The 22,913-nt window shown below is 48.2% G+C and carries 24 protein-coding genes and 1 riboswitch; of the genes, 18 read left to right on the top strand and 6 right to left on the bottom strand.

From position 1 onward, the window contains the following. Window positions 1-127 precede the first annotated feature (127 nt). The 3 genes from EPG66_RS19240 to EPG66_RS19230 all read left to right on the top strand — a co-directional run bounded on the left by EPG66_RS19240 (window position 128) and on the right by EPG66_RS19230 (window position 3,340). Window positions 128-838 carry an IclR family transcriptional regulator gene (locus EPG66_RS19240; protein WP_010247520.1) on the top strand — a complete coding sequence of 237 codons (711 nt, stop codon included), beginning with the start codon at window positions 128-130 and terminating at the stop codon, window positions 836-838. 462 nt (window positions 839-1,300) lie between these two features. Further along, on the top strand, window positions 1,301-2,281 hold the full coding sequence (locus EPG66_RS19235; protein WP_182687833.1) for a DUF1852 domain-containing protein: 981 nt from the start codon (window positions 1,301-1,303) through the stop codon (window positions 2,279-2,281). Window positions 2,282-2,308: 27 nt separating this feature from the next. Continuing rightward, on the top strand, window positions 2,309-3,340 hold the full coding sequence (locus EPG66_RS19230; protein WP_069026641.1) for a methionine synthase: 1,032 nt from the start codon (window positions 2,309-2,311) through the stop codon (window positions 3,338-3,340). Between the two features lie 162 nt (window positions 3,341-3,502). On the opposite strand, the gene EPG66_RS19225 is transcribed toward EPG66_RS19230, so the two are convergent. Together EPG66_RS19225 and aspT are read right to left on the bottom strand one after the other, a co-directional pair. After that, window positions 3,503-5,095 (bottom strand): bifunctional aspartate transaminase/aspartate 4-decarboxylase, encoded by a 1,593-nt coding sequence (locus tag EPG66_RS19225; protein ID WP_182687831.1) that lies wholly within the window; start codon window positions 5,093-5,095, stop codon window positions 3,503-3,505. A 19-nt stretch (window positions 5,096-5,114) separates the two neighbouring features. Further along, complete coding sequence (gene aspT, locus EPG66_RS19220; protein ID WP_182687829.1) at window positions 5,115-6,800, bottom strand: aspartate-alanine antiporter; 1,686 nt, start codon at window positions 6,798-6,800, stop codon at window positions 5,115-5,117. 433 nt (window positions 6,801-7,233) lie between these two features. Here aspT and EPG66_RS23200 point away from each other — a divergent pair, with 433 nt between their 5' ends. The 3 genes from EPG66_RS23200 (at window position 7,234) to EPG66_RS19205 (ending at window position 11,319) form a co-directional block, all read left to right on the top strand. Then, the gene (locus tag EPG66_RS23200; RefSeq protein ID WP_182687827.1) at window positions 7,234-9,078 is read left to right on the top strand and encodes an ATP-binding protein; all 1,845 of its coding nucleotides are present in this window, start codon (window positions 7,234-7,236) and stop codon (window positions 9,076-9,078) included. A 3-nt stretch (window positions 9,079-9,081) separates the two neighbouring features. Continuing rightward, window positions 9,082-10,395 carry a sigma-54-dependent transcriptional regulator gene (locus EPG66_RS19210; RefSeq protein WP_182687825.1) on the top strand — a complete coding sequence of 438 codons (1,314 nt, stop codon included), beginning with the start codon at window positions 9,082-9,084 and terminating at the stop codon, window positions 10,393-10,395. Window positions 10,396-11,091: 696 nt separating this feature from the next. Continuing rightward, the gene (locus EPG66_RS19205) at window positions 11,092-11,319 is read left to right on the top strand and encodes a hypothetical protein (RefSeq protein ID WP_182687823.1); all 228 of its coding nucleotides are present in this window, start codon (window positions 11,092-11,094) and stop codon (window positions 11,317-11,319) included. A 37-nt stretch (window positions 11,320-11,356) separates the two neighbouring features. On the opposite strand, the gene EPG66_RS19200 is transcribed toward EPG66_RS19205, so the two are convergent. Further along, window positions 11,357-11,935 (bottom strand): helix-turn-helix domain-containing protein, encoded by a 579-nt coding sequence (locus EPG66_RS19200; RefSeq protein ID WP_182687821.1) that lies wholly within the window; start codon window positions 11,933-11,935, stop codon window positions 11,357-11,359. A gap of 63 nt (window positions 11,936-11,998) precedes the next feature. On the opposite strand from EPG66_RS19200, the gene EPG66_RS19195 reads away from it, so the two are divergent. The 3 genes from EPG66_RS19195 to EPG66_RS19185 all read left to right on the top strand — a co-directional run bounded on the left by EPG66_RS19195 (window position 11,999) and on the right by EPG66_RS19185 (window position 13,939). Beyond that, window positions 11,999-12,508 (top strand): GNAT family N-acetyltransferase, encoded by a 510-nt coding sequence (locus EPG66_RS19195; protein ID WP_182687819.1) that lies wholly within the window; start codon window positions 11,999-12,001, stop codon window positions 12,506-12,508. A gap of 187 nt (window positions 12,509-12,695) precedes the next feature. Then, window positions 12,696-13,325 carry a LysE family translocator gene (locus EPG66_RS19190; RefSeq protein ID WP_010247507.1) on the top strand — a complete coding sequence of 210 codons (630 nt, stop codon included), beginning with the start codon at window positions 12,696-12,698 and terminating at the stop codon, window positions 13,323-13,325. Window positions 13,326-13,510: 185 nt separating this feature from the next. After that, complete coding sequence (locus tag EPG66_RS19185) at window positions 13,511-13,939, top strand: GFA family protein (RefSeq protein ID WP_083069509.1); 429 nt, start codon at window positions 13,511-13,513, stop codon at window positions 13,937-13,939. Between the two features lie 91 nt (window positions 13,940-14,030). Here the strand turns inward: EPG66_RS19185 and EPG66_RS19180 are convergent, their stop codons facing one another. Continuing rightward, complete coding sequence (locus EPG66_RS19180) at window positions 14,031-14,585, bottom strand: P-loop NTPase family protein (protein WP_343055305.1); 555 nt, start codon at window positions 14,583-14,585, stop codon at window positions 14,031-14,033. Between the two features lie 66 nt (window positions 14,586-14,651). On the opposite strand from EPG66_RS19180, the gene EPG66_RS19175 reads away from it, so the two are divergent. From EPG66_RS19175 to EPG66_RS19140, 8 genes are all read left to right on the top strand, one after another. Next, entirely contained in the window at window positions 14,652-15,185 is a 534-nt protein-coding gene (locus EPG66_RS19175) for a hypothetical protein (protein ID WP_246379491.1), read from the top strand. Window positions 15,186-15,452: 267 nt separating this feature from the next. After that, entirely contained in the window at window positions 15,453-16,571 is a 1,119-nt protein-coding gene (locus EPG66_RS19170; protein WP_182687815.1) for an alkene reductase, read from the top strand. A gap of 16 nt (window positions 16,572-16,587) precedes the next feature. Continuing rightward, window positions 16,588-16,902 (top strand): ArsR/SmtB family transcription factor, encoded by a 315-nt coding sequence (locus tag EPG66_RS19165; protein WP_182687813.1) that lies wholly within the window; start codon window positions 16,588-16,590, stop codon window positions 16,900-16,902. A gap of 247 nt (window positions 16,903-17,149) precedes the next feature. Further along, window positions 17,150-17,695, top strand: coding sequence for a cysteine hydrolase family protein (locus EPG66_RS19160; protein WP_182687811.1), 546 nt, complete (start codon window positions 17,150-17,152; stop codon window positions 17,693-17,695). A 63-nt stretch (window positions 17,696-17,758) separates the two neighbouring features. Further along, window positions 17,759-17,878: riboswitch (TPP riboswitch) on the top strand. Window positions 17,879-18,009: 131 nt separating this feature from the next. Further along, the gene (locus EPG66_RS19155) at window positions 18,010-18,948 is read left to right on the top strand and encodes an FAD-dependent oxidoreductase (protein ID WP_182687809.1); all 939 of its coding nucleotides are present in this window, start codon (window positions 18,010-18,012) and stop codon (window positions 18,946-18,948) included. Beyond that, window positions 18,938-19,135 (top strand): sulfur carrier protein ThiS, encoded by a 198-nt coding sequence (gene thiS, locus EPG66_RS19150; protein WP_031593393.1) that lies wholly within the window; start codon window positions 18,938-18,940, stop codon window positions 19,133-19,135. The genes EPG66_RS19155 and thiS overlap by 11 nt, the downstream gene beginning before the upstream one ends. Window positions 19,136-19,137: 2 nt before the next feature. Continuing rightward, on the top strand, window positions 19,138-19,896 hold the full coding sequence (locus tag EPG66_RS19145) for a thiazole synthase (RefSeq protein ID WP_010247482.1): 759 nt from the start codon (window positions 19,138-19,140) through the stop codon (window positions 19,894-19,896). 9 nt (window positions 19,897-19,905) lie between these two features. Continuing rightward, entirely contained in the window at window positions 19,906-20,874 is a 969-nt protein-coding gene (locus tag EPG66_RS19140; protein ID WP_182687807.1) for a HesA/MoeB/ThiF family protein, read from the top strand. Between the two features lie 9 nt (window positions 20,875-20,883). On the opposite strand, the gene EPG66_RS19135 is transcribed toward EPG66_RS19140, so the two are convergent. Together EPG66_RS19135 and EPG66_RS19130 are read right to left on the bottom strand one after the other, a co-directional pair. Beyond that, a complete protein-coding gene (locus EPG66_RS19135; protein ID WP_010247476.1) occupies window positions 20,884-21,297 on the bottom strand; it encodes an ASCH domain-containing protein in 414 nt (137 codons plus the stop codon). Window positions 21,298-21,549: 252 nt separating this feature from the next. Continuing rightward, window positions 21,550-22,092, bottom strand: coding sequence for a DsbA family protein (locus EPG66_RS19130; protein ID WP_182687805.1), 543 nt, complete (start codon window positions 22,090-22,092; stop codon window positions 21,550-21,552). A 317-nt stretch (window positions 22,093-22,409) separates the two neighbouring features. Between EPG66_RS19130 and EPG66_RS19125 the strand changes: the two genes are divergently transcribed. Further along, on the top strand, window positions 22,410-22,679 hold the full coding sequence (locus EPG66_RS19125; RefSeq protein WP_031593389.1) for a hypothetical protein: 270 nt from the start codon (window positions 22,410-22,412) through the stop codon (window positions 22,677-22,679). Window positions 22,680-22,913: the final 234 nt, after the last annotated feature.

The raw sequence follows: 22,913 nt of genomic DNA, 5'->3' as shown, positions 1-22,913 counted from the left end.
ATAAAACTACTATATCGATGTTAATTGAGTTCGCACCAGTGTTAAGCATTCATTTGTGATGTAAATACGATGTGAATCACAAATTGCGCGGTAAACTGCCTGCCGTCGCAAACAGGAGAACGTACCGATGGGGAATGAAGGCGTAATTGCCGTAGAAAAAGCGCTGGCGCTGCTGGATTGTTTCAGGCCTGGTGAGGAATCACTGACGCTGACCGCGCTGGCGCAGCTTTCGGGGTACCATAAAACGACAGTTTATCGTCTGATGAACTCACTTGAGCGCATGAACTATGTCATTCGTCGCGACAATGGCGTTTATACCCTTGGGCCAAGACTGCTTTATCTGGGCAAGCTCTATGAACAATCCTTTCATCTGGCCAGTATCGTTCAGCCTGAACTTCACGCACTGGCGACTGCGACAGGCGAAAGCGCCACATGGTATGTGATTGAAAACGGTCAACGACTCTGTCTTTTCAGAGCGGAGCCCTCTGAAGGACTGCGTGAAACACGTCTGCCCGGCACTTATCTGCCGCTGGATAATTCTGCCATCGGACAGGTGCTTCGTTACTGGGGGCTGAATGAACCCCTGTTTGACTCTGTACCTGAACTCCCGCTGTTCACGTCAGGTATCCGCGATCCGCATATCGCGGCATTCTCCGTACCGGTGTTTGGTGAAGGTAATAAACTGCTCGCGGCGCTGGCATTAACCGGTCCGGCTTCACGTCTGACGCAGTCGATGCGCGACAGTGAGATGGGAAAACTGATGAAAGAGGCAGCCTGCAGGCTTTCGGTAAAATCAGGCGCACATAAAGTAATGTGTGATAACGTTTATAAAATTTAGTCGTCTTGCCTGGCCATGACCGGGATGTATCAGTTGCCGCATCCGTGCTGCGTTTTAACGCTCTGCGGGTGGGAACCGGTTGATTTCCGCTAAATGTCTAACAGCACGCTGGCGTGCCTGATTATGGGATCATGAAAGCCTCATCCAATAAGTAGAGATGAAAGGTCACGCCACCTCTGACATCTCTTGCTAAGCCCTCTTTATGCGAGGCTTTTTACACCCGGATTTTACCTCAGGTGTTAAAAGGCTCGCAGCCTCATGAGAATTTCCCCGCTTTACTGCCTCAACATGAATTTCCTTCATGTTCATTGAAATTTAATCACTTTTTTTCAACCGGGTGTTGAGGCATAAAGTAAGAATTGTTAATAACTTTGAGTCATATGAATAGTTGTAAAGGGATAGCCACGCTGGATAACCCTTAAAAGCAACAACGCATATCAGCGACCAGGATACCCGATAGCGATGAACAACTTAGCCTTTACCCTCAAGCGCATTCGTTTCGACGAAAACTATAATCCTTCGAAAAATACGCGGGCGACAACTAACTTCGCTAATTTAGCGCGCGGCGAAAAACGTCAGGAAAACCTGCACAACGCCCTGGTGATGATCGACAATCGTTTCAACTCTCTGGCGCACTGGGACAATCCAGAGGGCGACCGCTACTCAGTTGAACTTGAGATTATTTCTGCTGAGCTGAATCTTCGTCCCGGAAGCAGCGACGAATCGTTCCCGGCGATTGAGATTTTAAAAACGCATATCGTGGATCATAAAACCGGTGAGCGCACCGAGGGGATTGTCGGCAATAACTTCTCTTCCTATGTGCGTGATTATGATTTCAGCGTTGTTCTGTCAGAACATAACAAAGGTCAGACTGTATTCAGCCTGCCGGATGATTTTGGTCAGCTGCATGGCAACATTTTCAAAAGTTTCGTGAACTCAGCGGTCTATAAAGAGAACTTCAGTAAATCGCCGGTTATCTGCCTGAGTGTATCGAGCAAAAACACCTACGTGCGCACCGGTAATCAGCATCCGGTATTGGGCATTGAATATCAGCAGGATGAACCTTCCCTGACTGATTTCTATTTCGGAAAAATGGGTCTGAAAGTGCGTTTCTTCATGCCGCAGGGCAGTGTTGCGCCGCTGGCTTTCTATTTCCACGGTGACCTGCTCAGCGATTACACCAATCTCGAGCTGATCAGCACCATCAGCACCATGGAAACCTTCCAGAAGATCTATCGCCCTGAAATTTACAACGCGAATTCTGCAGCGGGACAGTGCTATCAGCCCACGCTGCAGCATCAGGATTATTCGTTAACCCGGATTGTTTACGATCGCGAAGAACGCAGCCGCCTGGCCGTCGAACAGGGTAAGTTTACTGAGACGCATTTTATTAAGCCGAATCAGACACTTCTCGCGCAATGGTCTGCTGAATCCGTTCTTTGATTAATTAAATATAGAAGGTCACCTGCTATGAAAACCTTATTACCGACATCTACTGCTGGCAGCTTGCCTAAACCCTCCTGGATTGCGCAGCCAGAGGTGCTCTGGTCACCCTGGAAACTGCAGGATGAAGAGTTAGTCGACGGCAAAAGAGATGCGTTGCGTCTGTGTCTGGACGATCAGGTTCGGGCTGGTATTGATATCGTCAGCGATGGCGAGCAGACCCGTCAGCACTTCGTGACGACGTTTATTGAACACCTTAGCGGTGTGGATTTTGAAAAGCGTGAAGTGGTTCGAATCCGTAATCGCTATGATGCGAGCGTCCCGACCGTGGTGGGTGAAGTCTCACGTCAGAAGCCCGTGTTTGTTGAAGATGCGAAAATCCTGCGTAAGCTGACCGATCGTCCTATTAAGTGGGCGTTGCCGGGTCCGATGACGATGATCGATACCCTTTATGACAATCACTATAAAAGTCGCGAAAAGCTGGCCTGGGAATTCGCAAAGATTCTGAATCAGGAAGCCAAGGAATTAGAAGCCGCTGGCGTGGATATTATTCAGTTTGATGAGCCTGCGTTTAACGTCTTTTTCGACGAAGTGAATGACTGGGGCATCGCCGCGTTAGAGCGCGCCATCGAAGGTCTGAAGTGTGAAACCGCGGTTCATATTTGCTACGGCTACGGCATTAAAGCGAATACCGACTGGAAGAAAACTCTGGGTACAGAGTGGCGTCAGTACGAAGAGGTCTTCCCAAAATTACAGCGTTCAGCTATCGATATTGTCTCACTGGAGTGTCAGAACTCGCGGGTTCCGATGGATCTGATCGAGCTGATTCGCGGTAAAAAAGTGATGGTCGGTGCCATCGACGTGGCAACTCATGCCATTGAGACACCTGAAGAAGTGGCAAACACGCTGCGCAAAGCGCTGCAGTTTGTGGATGCTGAAAATCTCTATCCTTCAACCAACTGCGGCATGATTCCACTGCCGCGTCAGGTGGCCAATGGCAAACTGCATGCGTTAAGTGCGGGCGCTGAGATCGTCCGCCGGGAAATTCTCGGCAAATAATACCCCTTTCTGCACATCTGAAAAGGCTCAGTCCGACTGTTTTAAAATGAATCGGACTGAGCTATGTAACCTGCGGTATTTTTACAGGATAGTAAATATGCTTTTGGCAAAAAACCTGTAAAACCTGCCGCAGCATTAATTTTTATTTCAGGTGACTATCTTCTAAACATCATTGATTCTTTTGAATGCCAAATAATATTCACCAGCCATCTTTTTCAACAAGCGTCCTATGTTTGCGTATTGGTATTCATTGAGGTTCGCTAATGAAACACGACCAGATGGGTGCTGGCTACCAAAACCTTTACCTGGCAGTAGCACAATTCCCGTCTCGGAAGCAATGCGGAAAAATAATTCATTTTTAGAGAAGTTGCTCCTTATCCATGAGGCGAAGTCGCTATCATAAAGCTCAGTCGCAATTTTTTCTAAATCGAGCAAAGTGTAATAATCTACTGAATATGAATCTTGAGGTACTGATACACCAAGCTCGCGATAAAGAGTAGCTTGACGCTGCCGAATAACCTTTTTAAGTGTATTTTTGTAATTATTATTTTCATCCATTAAGGCAAACAAAGAAAACAACACCATCTGGATTTGTTGCGGCAGAGATAAGCCGGCTGTATGATTTAAAGCCACGGCGCGACTATCAGCAACCAGTCTATCAATGAAATTTAAATCATCCACATTAGTGATAATAGATGAGTAACGTCTGTTTAATTCTTCTTTGTGCTCAAGTGGTAATCCCCTAATCTTATCATCTAAAATGTTGTTGTTATGGATGGCGATCGTTCCCAAACGCCAACCCGTTGCACCGAAGTATTTTGAGAATGAGTAAACTAAAATAGTATTGTTAGGGCATACAGAAAAAAGAGATTTAAAATCATCTGCGAACGTGCCATAGACATCATCTGTAATAATGATCAGATCCTTACGAAAGTCTTCAACTATTCTTTTGATCCTATTCAGGCAGCGTTCGTCAAGTTTTACTGATGCCGGGTTGCTTGGGTTAACACAGAAGAATACTTTGATTGATGGGTCCTTCAATTTATCAAGTTCTGCATCACTGTATTGCCAATTATTATCAGCGTCAGAGTTTATTTTCACTATTTCAAAAGCATACTCATCCAGTTGTGGAATTTCAATATAAGGTGTAAAAACGGGCATACCAATCGCAACTTTATCCCCTTTTTTGACCAGGTGGTTTTTCTTTAATGAATCAAAGATATATGCCATGGCAGCCGTTCCACCTTCAACGGCAAAAATTTTAACATCGTCAGTCGAAGCATCGCTACCTGACATTTCGCGTAGCAAATAATGACTAACAATTTTTTCGCTAATTTCCAACATCCGCGATGGTACCGGATAATTACAACCCAGAATACCTTCTACCAATTCCTGGAGATAGGTCTTGCCTGGCAAACCTAGTTGATCTTTAACATAGCTCAAAGTACTACGCAAAAAGCCCACTTCCGGAAGATGAATGTTTTCATTAGTAAAACGTTCAAAGCGCTCAACAATGCCTTCCCCGTCAGGGATACCGCCGATATCTTGCTTCATGTAGGAGTAAGATAGTTCAGATTCACTCGCGGCAAACAAACCTAACTGGAAAAAGGCACGGCGTGGCAACGTTGCAAGGAAATTAGGATTTCCACGTCCTGCGTTAAACATAATATGATTCTGATTATTCGAAGCCAACTTAATTAGTTCATCTTTAAGTTCAAATGGACTGAGCTGGGCAAGTTTTTTAAAATCGTTCATATTTAGGTCTCTTTATTGTTTATACAAAAGCAACAATTAATGGTCCTAACAGAGTCAGGAATACATTAGCGAGGGCATAGGTGATTGCGAAAGGCGTGGTAGGAACTGAATTACCGGCCTTTGCAAGAATTTCACCAAATGCTGGATTAGCACTACGTGCACCGGATAAAGCGCCAGCGAAAATAGCTGTATTGTCATAACGTAAAATATAACGACCAATTAGCATTGTGATAACTAAAGGAACAACTGTTACCACTAATCCAACCACAAAAATTGATAAGCCATGTTCAGCTATAGTGTGTATTGCTTGTTGCCCTGACTGTAATCCTACAACCGCAACAAACCCAGCCAGGCCTAAGTCTCTTAATAATCCAGAGGCTGCTGTAGGCATATTACCCCTGACCATATGGCGCGAACGATACCAGCCAAAAAGCAGTCCGGAAAACAGTGCTCCACCGCCTGCACCTAAGGTTAAAGGTATTTCGCCGAGATGAACTACACCAAGTCCAACTAATAAACCCGCAGCAATACCTAAACCATGATAGATAAAGTCAGTCTTTTCATTAACCGTAATGATCGGACCTACACTTTGAGCAAGTCTTTGTATATCTTCATCCAGACCATATACGGTGACAACATCACCTGGTTTCACAATAGTTGAGCTTAAGAGTGGAATTGATTTTTGACCTCTGCTTAGGCGCAAGAAGTAAACGCCGTGGCGCAGGGTTTTATTTGTTAAGAGTAATTGAGCAATTGTTTTTTCTGCGTATTCTTTACCAGAGATAATAATATCTCTGATTGCTATTACCATATCCATACCATCCCGGTCATTTGTTTCCGGGCCCATTGTTCCTTCAATTTGAATGATTCCAGAACGACGTCCTACTATTAATAAAACATCGTCTTTTTCAATGATAAGATTAGAGCTTAGGCCAATAATTTTACCATTACGTTTTATTCTCTCAATTGTAATTTTACCGAATGTGCTCAAACTCTCTATTTGTGCAACAGTTCGGCCTGCTGCTTGCCCAGCTTTATATACTCTTCCCACAAGTTCGGGGAGAGCTGACGTTTCTCCGGGACAGTAATTTCTTTGACTATTTAAAAGTTCAGCTTCAGCTTTGACGGCATCTTCTCGCAAGCCGCGCCGCATGAACCAGGGAAGAACATTCACACATAAGATGATGGCGCCGAGCGAACCAAAGATGTAGGTTACGGCGTACCCTATAGCAACATTTGATTGCAGGTTTTGTGTCACTGATGCGCTTAAACCTAATTTATCTATAGCAGAACTAGCGGTGCCAATAATTGCTGATTGAGTTAATGCTCCCGCCGTGATGCCAGATGCAGTCCCTTTGTCCAGGTCATATATCCTGGCCATAATTACGACAGTTGCGAATGCCGTAAGAGCCAGAACAGCAGCAAGAATTATTTCTTTAACCGACTTCAATCCCAATGAACTGAAGAATTGAGGCCCACTTTCGAAGCCAACTGCATAAATGAATAGTGCAAAAAGAACACCTTTGATGCCGTCATCTATAATAACTCCAAACTGACTAAGGATGACAGAAATGACCAATGCGCCAGCAACACTACCAAGCTGGAATTTCCCAAATTTGAATTTACCAATCCAGGCACCTAAAGCTAATGCGAGGAATAATGCTATCTCCGGGCTCATTTGGAAAATAGAATGTATAATAATCACAACGAGAAACCCCTATTAAAGAAAAGTCTGTTAGAAATAATTTAGATATAACACACACTTAAAGATGGAGGGTGGTGCAGCATATTAATATTAAGCAACACCCTGTTTCATAACCGCCGTTTTCGGGAGTGAGTATATTTCTTTGCGGGGATAATAAATTATGATCAGGATCAATTCAGTAGCATGGAATAATTACTAAATAATTGAATTCTTAAAATCATTCGGCTAGCCGGAATGAGTTTGGTTTTCTGGTTCGGAAATCCGAATTTCTATTTTTTTATAACAAAATGGTTTTATATTTTTAATGCTTTAGGGGTAGGGCTTTCCACCAGCGGGTTGGAATCATATGTTCATCCTATTTGTAAAGTTGCTTAATTTAATATGTGTTTAGACTATAATGGGCCGCTTCTACAAAATGATGAGGCGAGATAGGGTGAAAATCAAAATTGGAAAGTTTGACGTTCGCTCTGGATATTTCGTGCGCAGGAGATTTTTATCACCGGTGATAATGATTGTCATTATTATTTGCTCATTGACTATCACTTATTATAGTGTGCACAAACATATAAAATTTCTGAATACTGAACTACACCAGAAGAGTCTTGAGTTAACTTTGAGGGTTAAGCGTTATGAGTTCATACCATACTCTTTGGCGACTAATGAATATATCATCAACTTTTTAAAAAAAATCGATAAAAAAAATGATGATTATGTTGAATTAAATCAATATCTTAGCACGATAAAAAAACAAACACATGCGCTGGCTTTATATCTCTTAGATGAACATGGAGAGGTTGTTGCCAGTAGCGATGATGATGAAGATAAAAGTGCTTTAGGTTACAACTTATCTCACCGTCCTTACTTTAAGCAGGCTGAGCCCAATAAAACTATTGGCTATTTTGGGGTTGGAATATCAAGCTCGGTATCAGGGTATTATCAGGCGAATGGTATTTATATTAATGGCGTTAAAAAAGGAGTGGCAGTTACAAAAATAAATCTAAACAACCACATGAAGAATAACAATAATAACTATTACACAGTTTTGCTGGATAGAAGCAAGATCGTTGCTTATTCCTCCAATCCTGACTGGTCCTATCATGTGGTCAATACTCTATCACTAGAAGATAGTAAGAAAATCATCAATGAAAAAAGATATGATAATGCAGTAATTCAGGGGGAGGATGTGAAATGGGAGCTATCCATGGGTCATCGAGCCGGAATAGCTTTTGTAAATAACGCGCATTATGTTTATTGCTATAACTATATTCCGGAAATAAACATGATTATTGCTGGTCTGGTTCCGCTAAGCCAGATAGTATGGGATGCGCTACCATACATCATTGCTGTAAATTTAATGTTGGCTTTGATACTGATACTAATTTATACAATGAATCAAAGAGGACAGATTATTAAGCTTAAGTTAGAAAAACAGCAAGCACTAGAAATAAAAAAAGAAAAGCTTGAGTTTATTGTTAATCAACGAACGAATGAGTTATTTAAACGAAGTAAACAGCTCGAGGCGGAAATTCAGGAGCGGATGTCAACCGAAAAAGTCCTGAGAGATACACAAAATGAACTATTACATAAAGAAAAGCTAGCTACCATCGGAAAGCTGTCGGTTGGACTAGCACACGAAATTAATCAACCCTTGTCAGCTATCAATATGCTGTCAGCTAATGCGCTGAAACTAATTGATATAGGTGCCGCCGATGAAGCAAAAGATAACCTTTTGAGGGTTTTAAAATCCGTTGACTTTATTGGTCGGCTCAGTAATCAGTTGAGAACTTTTTCCAGATCAAAAGATGATTCAGTCGGACCGGTTTCTGTAAGCGCGAGTTTAGATAATGCAATGTTGTTAATAAGCCATCTTTTCAGGCAGCATGATTGCAGATTTACAAAACTTTCAATAGATGTCGATGTTTGGTGTATGTGTAATAATATAAGATTAGAACAAGTATTTGTGAACATCTTAAGTAATGCACTTGATGCTGTAATCGAAAATCAGACTGAAAAGATCGTAACTGCTGAGTGGGCTATTGAAAATAATTTTGCAGTAATTAAGATTGAAGATAATGGTGTTGGAATTGCAGAAGAAAATTCAGGGAAAATTTTTGATCCCTTTTTTACGACTAAACTAAATCGTGGTTTAGGCTTGGGTTTATCAATTTCTGCCGATATCATCCAGTCTTATAATGGCACTCTCAGTGCGGGGAATGGAAAGGCAGGTGCGTGCTTTGAAATACGTTTGCCGCTAGCTAATATTAACGAAGGTAATTGATTTATGGACAATATAGACGTGTTAGTCATAGAAGATGATTCGGATATTCAGTTAGGTTGTGTTCAGGCCTTAAAACTTGAAAAGTTGCATGCCGTGGGTGTTTCTTCCGTAGAAGAGTCTCGCTATCTTTTACCCGCTTTGCGCCTTCATGGCGTTATAGTGACAGATATGAAACTACCAGGTAAAAGTGGATTTATTTTTCAAAAAGAATTCAATGAGACTGATCCAGATGTACCGGTTATTATCATTACGGGACATGGAGATATTGAGACTGCTGTTGAAGCTATGCATAATGGAGCCTATGATTTCCTGACTAAACCCTTTACTCCCCAGCAACTAATTAATATTGTTACTCGAGCATTGGATAAGCGCCAGTTAATTCATGAGAATAATCAGTTACGTCGTAAACTCGCAGACGCAAATGCACTTGATAACAAGTTAATTGGAAACTCAGTTGCAATTCATGAATTGAAAGAGAAAATAAAAGACGTCGCTGTGACTCCTGCTAACGTAATTGTTTATGGTGAGACGGGAACAGGAAAAGAACTTGTTGCTAAATGTATTCATGAAATTAGCGAAAGGGCAGGCCCTTTTGTAGCATTAAATTGTGGAGCTTTACCCGAGTCAATTTTTGATATCGTTATTTTTGGCTGTGAATCAGGTGCCTTTCCTGGAGCACTAAATGTACGAGTTGGTAAAATTGAATATGCCGACAAAGGGACGCTTTTCCTTGATGAGATAGATAGTCTGCCATTAGCGATGCAAGTTAAACTTGTAAGAGCATTGGAAGAAAAATCTTTCGAAAGAATAGGTTCAAATCAAAATATTCCGGTAGATGTTCGAATTGTCGCTGCGAGTAAAACGAACCTTTCAGAGCTTGTACAATCTGGATTATTCCATGCTGGATTATACTTTAGGCTAAATGTCATAAATATTGAAATACCTCCTTTACGCGATAGAATTGAAGATATCCCCTTACTCTTTAATCTCTTTGTGAGTCAGTTTGCTCTATCCTTTGGACGTCCAGCCCCAGAAGTCAAAAACTACTACCTGCGTAAGTTAATGTCAGAAAATTGGCCTGGCAATGTGAGAGAGTTACGTAATCAAGCCGAAAGATTTGTACTTGGTTTTTATGACATTAATGATAATATCAGTCAAGAAAAGACATTAATGCAAATGGTTGAGGCTTTCGAGCGTAGTGTTATTCTTGTCGAATTGCATCAGCACGGCGGTAACTTAACAAAAACAGCGGATGCGCTAAAAATAGCAAAAAGTACCCTTTTCGATAAAATAAAAAAATATTCACTTAGATATTGAATCAGCTAATGGTTGGCCATGTCCTCAATACATTTATCAAAGTGAATGCCATGCGCTTTTCATAACGGGTTTACTTTGCAACGCTGTACCCAAGCGTCTGTTGAATTACTGTTTCTGAATCAGTATGTAAGCGATTTTGTTAAAGAAGGATCACTAACATTTATTTATTGAAGGGGTTTTAGTTGGTTTTTTTATTAAATATAAATTTTGATAGGGCTTGACGAAATAACTATCAGATCTGATTTTTATTTTTAACTTCCCCTTTCTTGATAGAAAATATGTGCGTTTACACACACTATACTTAAACTAAAGATATTACTGAAAATTGCTTCAGGTTCAGCAGGGGTGTGACTGGGATGTCTTATGGGTGCAGGTAACTTATTGATGTTTAATGGCGTTGTAGTTACAAGCGGCGTTATTATTTCACCAAATGTTGTTAAGAATGTTCAATTGCTTTTCTGGGCACCACCTCGTACTAAAAGTTTCTTTCCGAACGGTAAAAGTACATTCCTGGCTTAATAAGCGTTTGTGAAAAAATTATACCCTCCATTCTGGTCTGTAATATTACATCGTAGCAGCTTACCATTTATTTATACGGTAAGTTTACTAATGTGAGTGATTCCGATATGGGTTTTAACATAATATATAAATTCTGGATTTTCGTATGACAAATACCTGGACGTGCTTGATGAACGCATGAGAACACTTCTTATTCCTGGTATGGAAAGCCTGCAAAATGTTAACGAAATCCTCTTCACGTCAGGTCATCTCCTTCTCGGCGGTGCTGCTTTTGGTGTTGTTATTATCGCATTGCTCTTTTTAACTCCGCAACTTAGGCGTATTTTCATTGCATTCACAACGGGTACGTCACCGCATAACCAGATGGCTGACGTAATGAAGCTAGCATCAGTGAGTATTATTTAATGAATACTGCTCTAAAGAATTTATGCCGTCTGCCTGCTCAGGCAGGCCGGAGTACGATAACGGCATATCGACAGCCCTGAGTCGTTTTATTTCTGAACACGCAATCAGCCGGATCGCCCAGTTCCAGACAGTCGCCAGCAGTCATCTCATAGGTGCTGGAACCTGCTTCAAAAGTCAGTGTCCCTTCAATTACCCATATCAGCTGGCGTCTTGAAACGTATGATATTGCCGGCATCGGCACGGCGGTATTTGCCGGCAGTTCGACGCTGACCAGATCGACCGGCATCTCGCCCGGTGAAACGTGGCGACGCAGATAGCCGGTTTCCGGATCCTGCCACACCGGCTGGTTTTCATGCCTGACCAGCGTCCCGGTTTGCACTTCGGTCTGAGCAAGCAGTTGTGAGATGGTCATATCAAAAGAGCCTGAGAGGCGCGCTAACAGAACCGCCGTCGGGCTGCTCTCCCCACGCTCAATCTTATGGATCATCGCCCGTGAAACGCCTGAGTTATCAGCCAGCTCGGTAAGTGACCAGCCACGTTTTTCCCTTTCCTCTTTTACTTTCTGACCGATGCGGACATTCAGATTGTCTTCTTTGGTGGACTTTTGATCTAACATAATGGATAAGTATCATAGTGAACAATTCATCTACTTTAGTAAATTAGCAAAGGGGTGTCCACCATGATTATCCGTGCGGCTGTTGAAGGCGATGCTGAAATTATCGCAGAGATTTATAACGACGCGGTGCTTAACACCACCGCCATCTGGAATGAAAATCGTATTGATGTGGCTAACCGCATCGCGTGGATAAACAGCCGCCAGCAGGCCGGTTTTCCTGTGATTGTGGCGACAGACAATGATGATACTGTGCTGGGATATGCCTCTTATGGTGACTGGCGTCCCTGGGACGGATATCGTCATACGGTTGAGCATTCGGTTTACGTTCATAAAGATGCACGTGGTAAAGGCGCGGGTGCCGCCCTGATGCAGGGGCTTATCCAGCTTGCTCGCGAAGCCGGGAAGCACGTTATGGTGGCGGCGATTGAATCGGAAAATGCGGCATCCATTGCCCTGCATGAAAAACTGGGATTTATTGAGTCCGGCAGAATGACGGAAGTTGGAACTAAGTTTGGACGCTGGCTGGATTTGACATTTTTGCAGCTGCGTCTGGATGACCGTAAACGACCCTGAGATGTCCCTGAAAGGGAATCCATTGATGCTGCTGCCGACCCTCGCCGGGCAGTCCGCTATCTCTGGAAAACGTTTGATTGCTGCAGACCGTTTAAAGCGAGAAACGAAGCCGCAACGAACCAGGAGATAGCAAATTTGTACGTCAGCCGATATAACAGATTAATAACAATCCATCGCAGAGGACATCATGGCGCTTTCGCACGAATTAATCCTGATCTTCACCACCTACTTTGTCGCTACAGCCAGTCCCGGGCCAAGTAATATGGCGATAATGGGAACGGCAATGAAAAAGGGCAGAGGTGCCGCACTGGCGCTGGCTGCGGGTGTCGTGAGTGGTTCGATGCTCTGGGCGCTGCTGGCCGCCTGCGGTGTGCTGACCGTGCTGGCAACCTTTGCACAGTTGCTGATCGTGTTAAAAATTGGCGGAGGGTTATATCTGTTATGGCTGGCGTTTAAAGCCGGCAAATCTGCTTTACGCCGCACTGAGGCCAGCGATTTTAAAGCCAGCGATGAGCGGGTCGCGTATGGCAGACTGTTTCGTCAGGGTATCCTGATGCATATCGGCAACCCCAAAGCGATTCTTACCTGGGTGGCCATTATGTCGTTTGCACTGAAGCCGGATGTGGTCGCCGCCACGCTGCCGATAATCATCTGCGGCTGTGCGGTGATTTGCGTGGTTGTGTTCGGCGGTTATGCTCTGCTGTTCTCAACCGCCATGATGGGTGCATTTTACCGTCGCATTCGTCGCGGACTCGATGCGCTATTAGCCTGCTGCTTTGCGCTGGCAGGGCTGAAACTGGTATTCAGCCGCAGTTAGTACTGATGAAGGTGTACGAGGGGTTATCCGCTTCTGGCTCAAAACTGCAAAAGATCATGCAATGAGCCGGAGCGGCATTAAATTAACAGGGTTCCGGTAGCGCTTTAGCAGCCCCTTACCCAAACACCACTATGATCAGGCAAGTAGTCAGACAAACCAGCAATCTGAGTGAACAGGATGATGAAATGAAAGGCGCATGTCTGTGTGAAACCGTTGCTTTCGAAATATCAATAACCCCCACGCGCTATTACCGTTGTCACTGTTCTCTGTGCAGAAAACAGAGCGGAACCGGCTATAACCTGGCAACGATCGTAAAAGAGAGTGACTTCAGCTGGATTTCCGGTGAGAGCCAGATCGCGTCATGGCGCAAACCCACAGGTTATCGCAACGATTTTTGCGCCAGTTGTGGCTCCACAGTGCCTAACCGGTTGCGTGGCAGGCCTTATATCTGGCTTCCGGTTGGTTTACTCAGTGAGCCTGCTGATATGCAGTGCACAGGTGATTATTGTACTGATGACGCCATGCCCTGGGACACAACCCGTTCAGAGAAGAATCATGCCGGGTCGGTAGATTCGCTGGACTCTCTTCTGACAAGCTTAATGCTTTTTGATTGATGGCAGTGGTGCTTCTTTGTTTTTCAAAAAAGGTTACTGAGTCAGAGCGACCCCATTAACGGAAAACAGACGTTATTCCGGCAGCCTGCGTTCATCGATCATTATTCGTTAGCTGTAATTCCCAGTAGTCAGAACAGGCTTTAACATCGCGGGGAGAAGGAAGCAGAAGTTTTGGCAGTCTGACCTGGTCGAAAAGCTTTTTATGCCGCTTCCGATTTTGTGGGGCAGTACAGATCATATATTTCAGCATCTCAAGGGTCATCGGCTCTCTGCCAATCTTCAGACCGCCAATACGCGGCGTGGATGAGTAACATCGGCGAATATACCGCAGCAGTGCCACTGTCACTTTTACATCCAGCAGAATTAAGCCGGTGGCACGAGCGAATCGTTCTTCAATGCATTTGGTGTAATTACCCTCCATCACCCATCTTTCCTGACTCACCGCCTCAGCATGCAAACGGAGAAATTCTGCCGGTGCTCTGGGCATCCATTGACTGTCCGGAATATGGTGAAGTTGATCCAGATGAACTGCTGGTAGATCTGTTTTGCGAGCAATGGCCTCAGCTAAGGTCGATTTTCCACTGTTAGATGGACCCATAATACAAATGCGTGGCCCAAGCGCGTCTAATGGAAGTGCACTATTCACAACGTATCCTCTGAATTAACCCTGTCTGAAATGGATAAATGCGCGGCTGCCAATACGCAGACCGCTATGGATGAGTTTGCCGCTGCACTCCATGAGGTGCTGGCTGAAGGCCAGGTGGGCCGTAATCAGTACGACAATTCGGATACCTCGGAAGCCATGGCGCTAACCCTGACGCAGTCTAAGCTCCATAAACTGATAGAAAAATATGTCTCCGGCGATAACCAGAAGCAGGCGAATGAGATTGCTGATGAGATGATAAGCCTCAGAGTCGCCATTCGTGTACGTCAGACGTTGCTGGGAGCACAGGATACGCTGACGTTAGCCATGCGTCATGGAACACGCGACATGCAGGAGAGTGCACGTGACTATCTCAGCCAGGTTGAGAGCGCTACCGCACGGCCACAGGTGGAGCTGACCGGGATGATGGAAGCCATGAAGTCGGGCCGTGATATGGACTCTGTCTTCAGCACCTTTGCCGATTTGATTCGTGCCACGCCGAATCCTGACAACAAAGCACAGCCCTCCATTGATGGCGCACTCAGTCAACTGGAGGTTTATCGTCAGCAGTGGCAGGCGTTCACTGAAAAATACGCCTCCTGATGTTCTTATGATCCTGCAGGCAGCACCTCCGTGCCGGCGAAGCAATTTGCCTGAAAGGGGCGTCTGCAGGATCTCCTCCTGACATTACGCAGTCAGGCGCTGCGCTGAGAGGCTGTTAATCCACGCGCTGTCAGCACGCCACCCAGATAGTGACCTTCTGCCAGAAACCGCAGATACCGCTCCGGACAAAAAGCACAGATTACACATTTACAAATTTAAATGTGTAAATATAATATCGCCTCTTCACACATCAGAGGATTTTTTGTCATGCCGTCACTTTTTACCCCCTTGAGTCTGGGCGACCTTCAGCTTCGTAACCGCATTGTACTGCCGCCGCTGACGCGCTGCCGCAGTGAACAACCGGGCAACATTCCCGGCGAGATGATGGTGGAGTACTACCGCCAGCGTTCCAGCGCGGGACTGATGATCACCGAAGGCACCCAGATTGAGCCTCGCGGGCAGGGCTATGCATGGACGCCGGGGATCCACAGCGAAGCGCAGATCGCAGGCTGGAAAAAGGTTACAGAGGCAGTACATCAGCATGGGGCCACGCTTTTCTGCCAGCTCTGGCATGTTGGCCGCGTGTCGCATAATGAACTGCAGCCGGGCAAGCAGGCACCCGTTGCCCCTTCAGCCATCGCAGCCGATAACGTCCGGGTATTTATAGAAACCGGGCCAGGTGCCGGGATATTGACCGCACCCAGCGAGCCACGCGCACTGACTACAGCGGAAGTTAAAGAGATCGTAGAGCTTTACCGACGTGCGGCGGAGAATGCCAAAGCGGCCGGTTTCGACGGTGTGGAACTGCATTCCGCCAACGGGTATCTGATTAACCAGTTTATTTCTGAGCACACCAACTTCCGTACGGATGAATATGGCGGCTCTGCTGAGAATCGTCTGCGCTTCCTGCGTGAAGTCGTTGAGGCAGTCAGCTCAGTATTTGGCAGCCACCGCGTTGGCGTCAGATTTGCGCCTCTGTTTACCAGTACCGACGAAGAGCGCGTCTATCTCGGCCTGGTTGAAAGTGATCCACACGCGACCTACATCCGCGCAGCAGCACTGCTGAACGAGCTGGAAGTTGGCTATCTCTCCATTGCTGAAGCCGACTGGGACAACAGTCCGGAGATGCCAGAGAGCTTCCGTGTCGCGCTGCGGGAAACATTCCGCTCTCCGATCATCTATTCGGGTCGCTACACGGCTGAAAAAGCGCAGCATGTGCTGGAAAAAGGCTGGGGTGACCTGTTTGGTTTTGGCCGCTCATTCATCGCTAATCCCGATTTGCCCGCGCGGATTAAATCAGGATATCCGCTGAATGAGGTCGATCACGCCTCCCTGTATGGCGGCACTGAGAAAGGCTATACTGACTATCCATTTTACCCATCCTGATATTCTGTGAGGCGGCATGTCCCCCGAAAATGCCCTGAAGTTACTGTCCAACCCGACCAGAGTGGCAGTGCTGAAGTGGCTTAAAAATCCTGACGAAGCGTTTACGGGCTATACCCAGCTCTATCCCTTCGATCAGTATGGCGTCTGTGCCAGCCTCATACAGGACAAGGCGGGCTTATCACAGCCCGCCACCTCGTTATGCCTGAAAGCACTTCACAATGCGGGGCTGGTTGAAGCCAGCAAAGTCGGGAAATGGACTTACTATCGCCGTGCCGAACCGCGCATACGTGAAATAACCGACGCGGTAACCCAATCGCTGCAGGCGCTTTAAAAGCGACGGCGTACAGGGTAATGTAGATGTCTGCGCCATCCTTCTGAGGGTGACTTCACCGAACGCATTAACTCAGGGTCAGAAAATGTTTATGTCAGTTCAGTCTTTCACAACCGTCACCACCACCACCGCCCCTGGCGGCGGCGTGAGCGACTCTGTGACAGGCACCTGACACAACAGATTCTCACTCCCCGCCGAACCGGACGGGGAGCTGTTCTCCGTTCTTAAAACTGAATGGAGACAGGTCATGGTTACATCTGAAAGGGCACTTTTAATTATCGACATGCAGCAGGGCCTTTTTAATGGTCCCGAGGCTCCCTTTGCCGCAAATTCGATCTTGTCGAATATCTCACTTCTCATTACTAAAGCCCGGGCTTCTGCCGTCCCCCTCTTTTTCGCACGCCATATCGGCCCGGATGATTCCCCTTTTAACGAGCAAAGCCCGCTGACGCGCCTGATCCCGGAATTGCAGGTCAACCCGCAGAGTGATGTCATCTTCACCAAAAGATATCCCAGCTGTTTCAGGGATACTGGCCTGCAGCTTCAGCTGAGACAAAAGGGCATTAAGCAACTGGTGATTGCGGGAATGAAAACGGAGTTCTGTGTTGATACTACCTGTCGGGCAGCCCCGGAGCTGGGTTTTAGCGTTGTACTGATTTCCGATGCGCACACCACCGTCGATAATCCCCACCTCTCTGCGGAGAAGATTATTGCGCATCACAACCAGACGCTGGCGGGACCCTTTGTGACGCTGGCAACCGCAACTGACTGGCATTTCGGTTCTGCCGGTTAAGTCCGATTTTCTGACCCGGTTCTATGCAGTCTGCTTGACGAAGCTGTCTGCTTAACTTACAACTAAATCCGTCAGGGGAGTCTCGCCAGAGAGACTGAGAGGCTAATAGCGCACCGCGCGGCTTAGCGACCCTTAGAACCTGACCCAGTTGATACTGGCGTAGGAAGACGGGTATCTCATCAGATACTTGCCGCAGGGGCGCATTCGCGACGTTCCTGCCTTTTCCCTCTGTATCACGGGTCTTCGTTAACTGATAACGAGGCCAAATTGAAAAATCTCATCCTGAATCTTTCTTTTCCTGTCCGGTGGATACCATGAGCCGCTGGTCGGTGCTCGGCAGCGGCGTTGCCGGGCTTTGTGTCGCCACGCTGCTGCTGGAGCGGGGAGAAACCGTCGAAGTTATTACTCAGCCTGACTGTCTTGCGGCCTCGCACTGGGCGGGCGGCATGCTCGCGCCCTGGTGTGAAGCAGAAAGCGCACCGCCACAGGTGATCGAATGGGGCCAGCACGCGGCCAGCTGGTGGGCGAAACGCGTTGATGGCGTGGAACAGCAGGGCACGCTGGTAGTTGCTCCGCCGCGTGACAGCCGCGAACTGACGCGCTTCGCCAGCATGACGCAGCAGCATCAGTGGGTCTCTCCCGGTGACATTGAACCCGCGCTGGAAAACCGCTTTGCCCGCGGCCTGTTTTTCGCCGCAGAGGCGCATCTCGATCCGCGCCGCGCCTTGCAGCAACTGCGCGACAAACTGCAACAGGCTGGCGTCCCCGTTCACAGCGGTAAACCCGGCGGCAAAATCATCGACTGCCGTGGTATCCACGCCACCGATCGGCAGCCAGCCCTGCGCGCCGTGCGGGGCGAAATGGTGATCCTGCACACATCCGACGTACAACTCTCCCGTCCTGTCCGGCTGCTGCACCCGCGCTTTCCCTGCTATCTGGTGCCGCGCGCCGGAGGCCACTTCATGCTGGGTGCCACCATGGTGGAAAGCCACGACAGCAGCCCGATCAGCGCCAGGGCGATGATGGAATTGCTCAGCGCCGCTTACAGCCTGCATCCGGCGCTGGCCGAAGCGCGGATCGTGGAGAGCGGCACCGGTCTGCGTCCTGCTTACCGGCAGAACCTGCCGGAAGTCCGCTACGAAAATGGCCGTTTCTCACTTAACGGCCTCTACCGCCACGGCTTTTTGCTGGCCCCGATCATGGCTGAAAAACTTATGCTGCAACTGACTCAGGAGATAACTCATGCGCGTTGAACTGAATGGACGCACGATTGAAACCAGCGCAACGACGCTGGCGGAGCTTATGGCGGAGCAGCAGATCGATCCGCGGACCGTCGCCACCGCGCTGAACGGGGAGTTTGTACCGCGTAGCCGCTATACCAGCCAGCAACTTGAGGCGGGCAACCAGCTCGAAATCCTGTCACCGATGCAGGGAGGTTAACTATGTTCTATCAATTTACTCCGCAATCCCGATTTCTGCTTGGCACGGCCGGTTATCCGTCACCGGACATTCTGCATCAGGCGATCAACGCGTCTGGCGCGGAGATTATTACCGTCAGCCTGCGGCGGGAAGGCAGTGAAGGCGGCGCTTTCCGCACGCTGCTGCAACAGCTCAACAAACGTATTCTGCCGAATACGGCGGGCTGCCACACGGTGAAAGAGGCGGTGACGACGGCGCAGATGGCGCGCGAACTGTTCGACACACCGTGGATCAAGCTGGAAGTGATTGGCCATGCCGACACGCTGCAGCCCGATCCTTTTGCGCTGGTTGAAGCTGCGCGAATTCTCTGCGCTGACGGGTTCCAGGTGTTTCCCTACACCACGGAAGATCTGATTGTCGGCGAAAAATTGCTGGAAGCGGGCTGTGAAGTGCTGATGCCCTGGGGTGCGCCGATCGGCTCCGGCCAGGGGCTGCGGAATATCGAAGGACTGCGCGCTATGCGTGCGTGGTTTAAAGATGTGCCGCTGATTATTGATGCGGGCATTGGCGCGCCTGGTCAGGCGGCTCAGGCGATGGAGATGGGTTTTGATGGCGTGCTGCTCAACACGGCGGTGGCAAAAGCGCGCGATCCGGTGCGCATGGCCGGTGCCTTTGCTGCTGCGATCCACGGCGGACACGAGGCGTTTCAGGCGGGATTGATGGAGCAGCGCGACATGGCGTCTGCCTCTACGCCCATTTTTGGTCTGGCACAATTCAGTTAAGGAGCAGCGATGGAGCGTTATCAGCGACAGACGATGTTGCCAGAGATCGGTGAAGCGGGGCAGCAGCGGCTGAGCAGGGCAAGGGTGCTGGTCGTGGGAACGGGCGGGCTTAGTGCAACGTTGCTGCCGTTACTGGCAGGCGCGGGTGTGGGATTTATCCGTCTTTACGATGGCGATCGGGTTGAACTGCACAACCTCCACCGGCAGACGCTGTTTGGCGTCGACGATGTGGGTCAGCAGAAAGTATTTTGCGCTCAGCGTGCGCTGGCGCAGCGCAATCCTGACTGCCACGTTGAGGCGCATCCATACGCGCTAAGCGCCAGTCAACTGCCGCAGGCGCTGGAAGGAATCGATCTGGTGGTGGATGCGGCGGATAACTTCGCTATGACTTATCAGCTCTCCGACGCCTGTTATCCGGCAGGCCTGCCGCTGATCTGCGCCTCGGTGCTGGGACGCAAAGGCTATGTTGGCGGATTCTGCGGCGGTGCGCCTGGCTATCGCGCGCTGTTCCCGCAGTTGCCCACGGCCTCGGGTAACTGCAATACGGCAGGCGTAATGGGACCGGCGGTAGCAACGCTGGGCGCAATGCAGGCGCAGATGGCGCTGAGCGTATTGTTAAAACTGACGCCATCGCCGCTCGGCTGCATGATCCACTGTGACTTTGTTGACTGGCATATCAGGCAGTTTCGTTTTGATGACGCACCTGAACCTGACGCGCCCGGCACGCCCTTTATCGATCGGGCCATGCTCATGGAGGATGATTGCATAGTGGAGTTGCGCAGCCTGGAAGAGGCACCGGTCAGTGTGGCCGATCGGGTGGTGCGGATTCTGCCGCAGCAGATAGCGGACTGGCAGCCGCCGGTCGATCAGCGTGTGGTACTGGTGTGTGCCAGTGGCATGCGCGCAGCCCAGGCGGCTGAGAACCTCGCCGCGCGGGGGATTACGCGGCTGGCGCTGGTGGCGGCAAACACGCTGTAGCGTGCCGGTTTAGACTACCTCAACCAGCTGGAACGTCTCGAAGATCAGCTCCATTTCGCTGTGAAAATAGCCTTCACGCTCGAAGTAGCGCTGATGTTCCTGACGCCAGTGGTCGAGGCTCAGATCGCCTTCACCCTCCAGCATCGCCATCTCGGGCGTCACGCGGTCAAAGCGCGTCAGGAACAAGCCGGTGGTGCGGATCACGCAGACGGGTTGCTGTTCGCCGTTGAGAACAATGCTGTAACCGCCCGGTTGAGGCAATGCTTCCTGATCCTGCCAGCTCCGCAACGACCCGCAGGTGGCCACTTTCTTACCGGCAATAATCAGTGTTGCGAGCTCGCTGGCTAATTCCGGGGAGTCACCGAATGCATCTGTGAAGGCACCCGGATATTTGTCCTGCAGTTGTTGCAGTGTCATCGTCATCAGCAAATCCTCAATGAATTGGGCGTGCGGGCCCGGCGTAACGTCAGGTTATCGCCATGCAGGCCAGCGGTGCCGTTAAGATGAACAGCGGCAGCGGCTGTATTCCCACCGTCTGCTGCTGATAGCGGTACAGCTTACCCGGCCTCCACATAGGAAAACAGGCTTAATTATCAGGATATTGAGTTAACACGTGAGTGGGGTCGCAAAGGAGAGAGTCAGTCTGGCGCGGCCAGGCGCAGCCGCGCACTAAGATTAACGAATCAGAAAGCTCGCCCAGTGCGCTATGTCGTCACCGCTGCTGATTTCGGGCTGTACCAGACCGTTAACCATAAAAGTCGGTGAAACGTGAATACCGTTCTGACGCGCATACTTGCAGTGCCATTTAATGGTGTTCTGCAGGTCGGGCTGATCAAATGCGGCGCTGGCATCCACGCCGCTGTACTCTTTCAGGCGGGCGAGGATCTGATTCGGCGTGGTATCGCGGTTTGGACCGGTACAGTGATCGGTGAACTCAAACTCTTCACGGTGATCGGCTACCGCCTGCATGACCTTTTTCGCGGCCTCTTTACTTTCGCAGGCGGCGGCAAGGATATAGCGCACTATCAGCCCGGAATAGAGGTGCCACGGCTGTGATTGCAGACGGATCTTCAGGGTGATGTTCTTTTCACCCGCGTGCGCCAGTAACGCGTCGAATTTATTGAAGGCGCGCACCGAAAAAGGACAGGTGGGTTCCAGAAAGACTTCAAAGATCTCAGGGCCGTGGCCCCATACCAGTACATCAGCGTGCTGACTCATCGACAACTCCTTGAACATTAACGAGACGGGAAACCTGTTTACCCTGGCAAATCCCTCTGACATCAGCCAGTTAAGAATCAGCTGTAATTGTTACAAAAAACAGCAATCAGCTGATGAGTCGCGTGTAATACGCGACAGGCAGGTCCATTAGTCGTTAGAATTACCAACTTTGGCATTTTCAACTGCTGGCACGGCGTAGCCGCCCATGTACAGCTATAGTTGTCAGCAGTGTGCAATCTTTTGCAGGATACAGCCATTTAAGCTGCTTCACTGCTGTTTGTTTGCCCGGAGCTGATAAGCGTTAGAAGAGGTTAATTTTGCATACCGATCTCACCTGGAAAACTCTCCATCACGTCATCAATCAGACGATCTCTGACATGCTTGACGAGCAGCAGACGATTGATGTGTTATCACTGCGCGCCCGGCTGCATGAACTGGCTGAAAAAGAGGAGGATGAGGTCATGCTGCTCTGTTACTGGCAGGCGAGCAAAATTCTGATGCGATTACCTACGACCGTCACCGCCAGTCAGTTAATGACCGCGGCACGCCACGCTTTTCGTACTCCCATAGGTCACGATTTGCTTTGAGCTGACTGGCTCGCGGCATCAGTGAAAATCACGCACGTCAAAAACCTGGTGTGGCTGATGATGTAAAACCCGAGGTGAGCCGCTGCTAATCACCGCTGAGAACTTCCACTATCGCATAATTTCCCCGGCGGCCAACTTATATATTCGCATTCTGGAATGGTTGTATATTTAAGGTTTATATTAATTGTCTTCTTAGTAAAAATATTATTTTCAATAAATAATTTTTCACCTTCT

Source organism: Pantoea pleuroti (genome assembly GCF_014156615.1).
Taxonomy (GTDB): Bacteria; Pseudomonadota; Gammaproteobacteria; order Enterobacterales; family Enterobacteriaceae; genus Pantoea; species Pantoea agglomerans.
Note: the sequence above shows the minus strand (reverse complement) of the source record. Positions and strands in the feature narration are given on the sequence as shown.

Coding starts and splice junctions, on each gene's coding strand:
- EPG66_RS19240 (WP_010247520.1), top strand. CDS start 128: ATGGGGAATGAAGGCGTAATTGCCGTAGAAAAAGCGCTGGCGCTGCTG.
- EPG66_RS19235 (WP_182687833.1), top strand. CDS start 1,301: ATGAACAACTTAGCCTTTACCCTCAAGCGCATTCGTTTCGACGAAAAC.
- EPG66_RS19230 (WP_069026641.1), top strand. CDS start 2,309: ATGAAAACCTTATTACCGACATCTACTGCTGGCAGCTTGCCTAAACCC.
- EPG66_RS19225 (WP_182687831.1), bottom strand. CDS start 5,095: ATGAACGATTTTAAAAAACTTGCCCAGCTCAGTCCATTTGAACTTAAA.
- EPG66_RS19210 (WP_182687825.1), top strand. CDS start 9,082: ATGGACAATATAGACGTGTTAGTCATAGAAGATGATTCGGATATTCAG.
- EPG66_RS19205 (WP_182687823.1), top strand. CDS start 11,092: ATGAGAACACTTCTTATTCCTGGTATGGAAAGCCTGCAAAATGTTAAC.
- EPG66_RS19200 (WP_182687821.1), bottom strand. CDS start 11,935: ATGTTAGATCAAAAGTCCACCAAAGAAGACAATCTGAATGTCCGCATC.
- EPG66_RS19195 (WP_182687819.1), top strand. CDS start 11,999: ATGATTATCCGTGCGGCTGTTGAAGGCGATGCTGAAATTATCGCAGAG.
- EPG66_RS19190 (WP_010247507.1), top strand. CDS start 12,696: ATGGCGCTTTCGCACGAATTAATCCTGATCTTCACCACCTACTTTGTC.
- EPG66_RS19185 (WP_083069509.1), top strand. CDS start 13,511: ATGAAAGGCGCATGTCTGTGTGAAACCGTTGCTTTCGAAATATCAATA.
- EPG66_RS19175 (WP_246379491.1), top strand. CDS start 14,652: ATGGATGAGTTTGCCGCTGCACTCCATGAGGTGCTGGCTGAAGGCCAG.
- EPG66_RS19170 (WP_182687815.1), top strand. CDS start 15,453: ATGCCGTCACTTTTTACCCCCTTGAGTCTGGGCGACCTTCAGCTTCGT.
- EPG66_RS19165 (WP_182687813.1), top strand. CDS start 16,588: ATGTCCCCCGAAAATGCCCTGAAGTTACTGTCCAACCCGACCAGAGTG.
- EPG66_RS19160 (WP_182687811.1), top strand. CDS start 17,150: ATGGTTACATCTGAAAGGGCACTTTTAATTATCGACATGCAGCAGGGC.
- EPG66_RS19155 (WP_182687809.1), top strand. CDS start 18,010: ATGAGCCGCTGGTCGGTGCTCGGCAGCGGCGTTGCCGGGCTTTGTGTC.
- thiS (WP_031593393.1), top strand. CDS start 18,938: ATGCGCGTTGAACTGAATGGACGCACGATTGAAACCAGCGCAACGACG.
- EPG66_RS19145 (WP_010247482.1), top strand. CDS start 19,138: ATGTTCTATCAATTTACTCCGCAATCCCGATTTCTGCTTGGCACGGCC.
- EPG66_RS19140 (WP_182687807.1), top strand. CDS start 19,906: ATGGAGCGTTATCAGCGACAGACGATGTTGCCAGAGATCGGTGAAGCG.
- EPG66_RS19135 (WP_010247476.1), bottom strand. CDS start 21,297: ATGACGATGACACTGCAACAACTGCAGGACAAATATCCGGGTGCCTTC.
- EPG66_RS19130 (WP_182687805.1), bottom strand. CDS start 22,092: ATGAGTCAGCACGCTGATGTACTGGTATGGGGCCACGGCCCTGAGATC.